Source organism: Saccharomonospora saliphila YIM 90502, from assembly GCF_000383795.1.
Classification (GTDB): Bacteria; Actinomycetota; Actinomycetes; order Mycobacteriales; family Pseudonocardiaceae; genus Saccharomonospora; species Saccharomonospora saliphila.
Genome location: NZ_KB912639.1, coordinates 5131 through 10436 on the forward strand (window position 1 = coordinate 5131; position 5306 = coordinate 10436).

Genomic DNA, 5306 nt, shown 5'->3' on the forward strand with positions numbered 1-5306 from the left:
CACTCCCCCGCCTCGCCGAGTCGCTCGCGCCGGGGCGCGAGGCGGCGGGCGGACGGCCGTGGCCCGGCGGCGCGGTGGTCAGCTCCCGGTGAGCGCGCCCGCGATGCTGAGGACCAGCTCGTAGGTGGCCCAGAGGCCGACGGCGCCGATGGCGGCGAGGATGACCGTCTCCCACCACCGGTTGGCGTGGCCGGGCGCCATCAGGTCCCGCCGCGACGTCATGACGATCAGGCCGATGATGATCGCGGGAACGGTGAGCACGTTGAACGAGTTGCCCAGCAGGGTGATGACGACCATGCCGGGCATCGACGGCAGCGAGAACACGATCGGCACCGTCATGATGAAGACCAGGATCACCCAGAACAACCGGTCGTAGGAGAAGGTCTCCTTCTCCGGCACTCCGGCCAGGTCCCGCTCGGCCCGGATACGCGCCACCCGCTCGGGACGCGCCTTGTGCACCGACTCGACGAACATGCGCACGAACACGCGGGGCTGGGTCACGATGTTGTTGAAGACCGTGAAGAAGATCGCCAGCCACATGATCGGCGGCCCGGCGGACCCGATGGCGCGCTCCATCATGTTCGCGAGGCCGTCCGCCGAGGTCACCCCGGCACCCGTGCCGTGCAGGGTCTCGGCGGCGACCACCCACACCGCGAGCACGAGGCCGAACATCACCAGCGTGCCGAACCGCAGATCCAGCCGCTGGAGCTTGCGGTACGACTGGCCGCGCCAGCCCTTCTCGTGCATCAGGTACGGGTAGAGCAGGTTCGCCGCCGAGCCTCCGACGGCGCCGATGAGTCCGACCGCGGTGCTCACGGCGGTGATGTAGCCCGCCTCGCCCGGCGGCAGCTCGAACAGCAGGCCCCCGAACAGCCCGCCGAGGTCGATCCCGGTGCCGATCAGCGCCAGCAGGAAACAGCCCACCAGCACGGCCATCGTGACCTGCGCGATGATCTCCAGCCCTCGGAAGTGGCCCTTGCGCCGGGCCGCCAGCGTGAACGCCGCCGCGATCGTGACCACCGCCCAGAACGGGATGCCCCAGGCCCCGAACGGGAGGAAGCCGCCGAGGAGCTGGTCGAGCGCGGTGGCCGCGGCCAGCGTCAGGAAGGAGACGTAGACGAACCCGAGGACGCACGTCGTCGCCCCGAGATACATCGGGAAGCCCTTCCACACCCGGCCGTAGCCGTCGAGGATCGTCTCGTCACCGACGGCGTTGCACAGCTGGTACTTCGACATCGACGACACGATGAAGTAGCGCGAGAACACCGCGATCAGCAACGTCCAGATCAGCGCGTAGCCGTACGAGGAGCCCGACACCGAGGCGCTGATGAAGTCGCCGGTGCCCAGCCAGGACATCACCACGACGATGCCCGGCCCCATGGCCTTGAGGTAGCCGGTCACACTGCTCGGCGGGTCCGCTGACGAGGCTCGCGCGGGGGAACCCGCACCGGTGGGCGGCGCGGGGGAGGTGACTTCCTCGGTGCGATCAGGACGCATGGCTGCTCCGTTGCGATGCCGTGGTGTGTGCTGCGTGGTGGGTTGTGCCGTCGTGGGTTGTGCTGCCGTGTGCCCGCTGTGCCGCGGTGTGCGGTCGGACGGTGCCGCCGGTGCCCGGCCGGGGTCTCCGGCGCTGGTGGGCGCCCGCGCTACCCGGCGATCCAGTCCGGGCGGAGGCGGACGTGCTTGATGGCCTGGCGGAAGTAGGTGAACGCCACGTGCAGGTCGCCGTCGGCGGTCTGGGTGAGCGAGGGGTAGGACAGTTCGCGGTTGCGGCCCTCGGTCGAGTTGTTCGTCAGGCAGTAGCCGTCGCCGGTTTCGAGGTCCCGGCGGCTCGGCCAGGTGCGCCCGCCGTCGGCGGAGAGCGCCAGCGTCATCGGCGCGCGCGGGGCACCCCAGAACGCCGTGCCGGGCTCGGCCTCGGGCCCCGCAGTCACTTTCGCGGGGTCGGTGAGCCGGTCACCGTCGATCTCGTCGTAGAGCGAGGCCCGCCGCGCGGTGGCGTCGGCGGCGCTGCTGGCGTTGTAGGCCAGCGCGAGGCGTCCGTCACGCAGGGCCGTGACCTGGATCGACGAGTTGTTGTTCGGGAGCTCGGTCGCCACCGGCGCACTCCAGTGCACCCCGTCGGTCGAGCGGCTCGCGGCGATCACGTCCGCCTGGCGGCGCCGGAAGAGCGCGAGCAACGTGCCGTCGCCCGCCGGCACGATGTTCATGTGCACGCACCCGGTGCTGTCCGGCACCGCGTGGTGCCGCCACGTCGCGCCCTCGTCGTCGGAGACGAGCACGGCGCTGGTGTCGTCGTCGCCGCGCCAGCGGCCCCGCTGTGGACGGACACAGTGGAACACCGGCAGCAGCCAGCGTCCCGAGTCGAGCACCACGATCGGCTGGCGCACGAAGACACCGCCCGTGTCGGTGGCGGGCACCAGGGTGCGCGGCGCGGCGAAGGTCTCTCCGTTGTCCGTGGACACCGCCACACGCACCTCGGCGGTGTCCTGGTCACCGGAGCGCTGCGCGGTGTAGAGCAACCACAGTCGTCCGCTCGGCGCGGTGAACAACACCGGGTTCTGTTCGGAGCGCCGCGCGTCCGACGACACGCGCACGGGCTCGCTCCACACGCCGTCGGCGCCGAGCCTGCTGAACCAGATGTTGATGTCCGGCAGGCCCTCCTGCGTGCCGCCGAACCAGGCGCAGCCCAGCTCGCCGTTGGGCAGCGGCATCAGGTTCGCCGCGTGGCACTGGGGTGTGGGCCCGGCCAGGAACGCCTCGTGCCGCGCGGGGTCGCCGGGCACGGGCCGGAGGACGCCGTCGCTGACGAATCCGCTCATGAGCGCACCTGCCCCAGGTGGTCGGCGGCGACCTGTTCGAGGTGCACGAGGTCGGAGGCGATGCTGGCGAAGGTGTAGCCCTCCGCCAGCCGCCGCGCCGCCGTGGCGCCGTCCGGGACGTGGATGCCCGCGGCGATCCCCGCCTCCTCGGCCGCCGTCCGCACGGTGGCCAGCGCGTCGGCGAACGCGTCGGCGACCGAGGGGTCGCCCGGGTAGGCGCCACCCAGCGCGAGGGACAAATCGGAGGGTCCGACGTAGACACCGTCGAGTCCGTCGGTGGCGCAGATCTCGCGCACGTTGGCCAGTCCTTCGGGCGTCTCGATCATCGCGAGCACCACCGTGCTCGCGTCCGAGTCGGCGGGGCGTGGCCCGATGCGGAGTCCGGCGCGCATCGGACCGTAGGAACGGCGCCCGCGCGGCGGGTAGCGGGTGGCGGACACGGCCTCGGCCGCGTCGGCCGCCGTGTCGATCAGCGGAACGATGACCCCGGCCGCGCCCGCGTCCAGCGCGCGGCCGATGACCGCGCCCGAGTTCTGTTCGACCCGCACGAGCCCGACCGAGGCACCGCCCGCGTCGACGGCCATCATCGCGCCGAGGATGCCCGAGTAGCCGACAAGGCCGTGCTGGCCGTCCACGGCGATGTAGTCGTAGCCCAGCCTCGCGAGGCGTTCGGTGGCGACCGGCGCGTCGAGCACGGTCCAGTAGCCGACGAGCTTCTCGCGAGCGCGCAGTGTGCTCGCGAACGCGGCGGCGCTCATAGCGGCTCCTTGTCTTCGGTGGTTCAGCGGTTGTAGGCGGGCATCGGGCCGCGCAGGAACGCGCCGACCTCGTCGCAGGCGTCGACCACGTCCGGTGGCAGCGGGCCCCGCGCCAGCGCGTCGATGTTGCCGCGCAGGTGCTCGATCTTCGATCCGCCGAGCAGCACGGAGTCGGTCACGGGCCTGTTCAGCAGCCAGCGAAGGGACAGTTCGGGAAGGCCGAGCCCGGCCTCGTCCGCGACGCGGGAAAGCCGTTCGACAGCGTCGAACAGCCGCTCGTCCCAGTATCGCTTCCGGTACATCTCCGCCAGACGCGAGTCGGCGAACCGGCCGGACGACGGCGCACCGGTGAACGTGTGGCGGCCGGTGAGCAGACCGCCCGCGAGCGGGTTGTACACCATCGTGTGCAGGCCCGAACCGCGCGCGTACTCGGTGTATTCCTCCTCGACGCGGCGGGCGAGCAGGTTGTAGAGCTGCTGGGCCACGAGGGGGCGGGGCGTGCCCTCGGCGTCGGCGGCCCGGTTCAGCTCGGCGATCTGCCATGCGGCGAAGTTCGACACACCGAGCGCGGCGATCTTGCCCTCGGCGACGAGCGCGGCGACCGTCGCCAGCGTCTCCTCCACAGGCGTCGCCCGGTCGGGCTGGTGCAGGTAGAACAGGTCGATGCGCTCGACGCCGAGCCTGGCGAGGCTTCCGTCGACGCTCGCGCGCAGGCCCGGGGCCGACAGCGGTGCGTGCTCGCCCGCGTCGGGGTGGGGCATGCCCGCCTTCGTCGCGAGGACGACGCGGTCGCGGCGCGTGGGCAGGAGCTCACCGAGGATGCGCTCGGTCTCGCCGCCCGCGTAGCCGTTCGCGGTGTCCACGGTGGTGATCCCGGCGTCAAGGGCCGCGTCGAGCATGCGCGCGGCGCCGGCCGGGTCGACGGTGTCCCCGAACGTCATCGTGCCGAGCACGAGCGACGAGAGCGGCGCGGGCACGCCGGGCAGCTCCTTCGGCGAAACAGCGGTCATGTGGTGACTCCTTCGACACGGTGACGGCCACCCGGCCTCGCTTCGCCGGTCACCCTGACACCATTGCGCGCTTCGCGCAATACCTATAGCGTGATTCGCGCAGTCAGCGAGGCGGACAGGGAGGAAACCAACCGTGCGGGACACCACCACATCACAGGTGCTCGCGCTCGCCGACGACCTGTCCGGCGCGGCCGAGACGGCCGCCGCGCTCGGCGCGCCCGCCCGGTCCGCACGGATCGCTCTGGTCCGCGAGGGTGCACCATCCGCTGCGCGGAGTGCGCAGTCGATCCTGGTGCTGGACCTCGACTCACGCACGCTGCCGGGCGCGACGGCCGAACGCGTCACCCGTGCCGCCCTCCAGCGGCACGCGGACCCGGAATCGCGGGTCTTCCTCAAGATCGACTCGTTGCTGCGGGGCACCGTGGCCGCCACCGTGCGCGGCGCCGCCGGGGCTCCGGTCGTGCTCGCACCCGCGTTGCCCTCGGGTGGGCGGACCGTGCTGGGCGGCGTGGTCCACGTGCGGGGCGTGCCACTGCACGAGACCGAGGCCTGGCGCGCCGAGACCCGGCGACCACCGTCCACTGTGGCGTCGCTGCTCGACCCGGTACCGACCGAGACCGTGGACCTGGCGACGGTGCGCTCGGACGACCTCGCCGCACGGCTGGCCGCCGGCCTCCGCGCGGGCCGGGTTCCGGTGTGCGACGGCGAGACCGACG

Annotated in this window: 5 protein-coding genes; 1 reads left to right on the plus strand and 4 read right to left on the minus strand. The window is 72.2% G+C overall.

Annotation, left to right across the window (positions count from 1 at the left end; genetic code table 11):
• Positions 1-78: 78 nt before the first annotated feature.
• The 4 genes from SACSA_RS0105075 to SACSA_RS0105090 all read right to left on the minus strand — a co-directional run bounded on the left by SACSA_RS0105075 (position 79) and on the right by SACSA_RS0105090 (position 4590).
• Positions 79-1497 (minus strand): Nramp family divalent metal transporter, encoded by a 1419-nt coding sequence (locus tag SACSA_RS0105075; RefSeq protein WP_157596616.1) that lies wholly within the window; start codon positions 1495-1497, stop codon positions 79-81.
• Positions 1498-1646: 149 nt separating this feature from the next.
• Entirely contained in the window at positions 1647-2822 is a 1176-nt protein-coding gene (locus SACSA_RS0105080; RefSeq protein ID WP_019814074.1) for a sialidase family protein, read from the minus strand.
• Positions 2819-3580, minus strand: a complete 762-nt coding sequence (locus SACSA_RS0105085) for an HpcH/HpaI aldolase family protein (RefSeq protein ID WP_019814076.1) — start codon at positions 3578-3580, stop codon at positions 2819-2821. Before SACSA_RS0105085 ends, SACSA_RS0105080 begins: the two co-directional genes overlap by 4 nt.
• A gap of 23 nt (positions 3581-3603) precedes the next feature.
• The gene (locus SACSA_RS0105090; protein ID WP_019814077.1) at positions 3604-4590 is read right to left on the minus strand and encodes an aldo/keto reductase; all 987 of its coding nucleotides are present in this window, start codon (positions 4588-4590) and stop codon (positions 3604-3606) included.
• A 133-nt stretch (positions 4591-4723) separates the two neighbouring features.
• Between SACSA_RS0105090 and SACSA_RS21610 the strand changes: the two genes are divergently transcribed.
• Positions 4724-5306 (plus strand): four-carbon acid sugar kinase family protein (locus SACSA_RS21610; protein WP_019814078.1); only part of this gene is annotated, 583 nt, incomplete at its 3' end.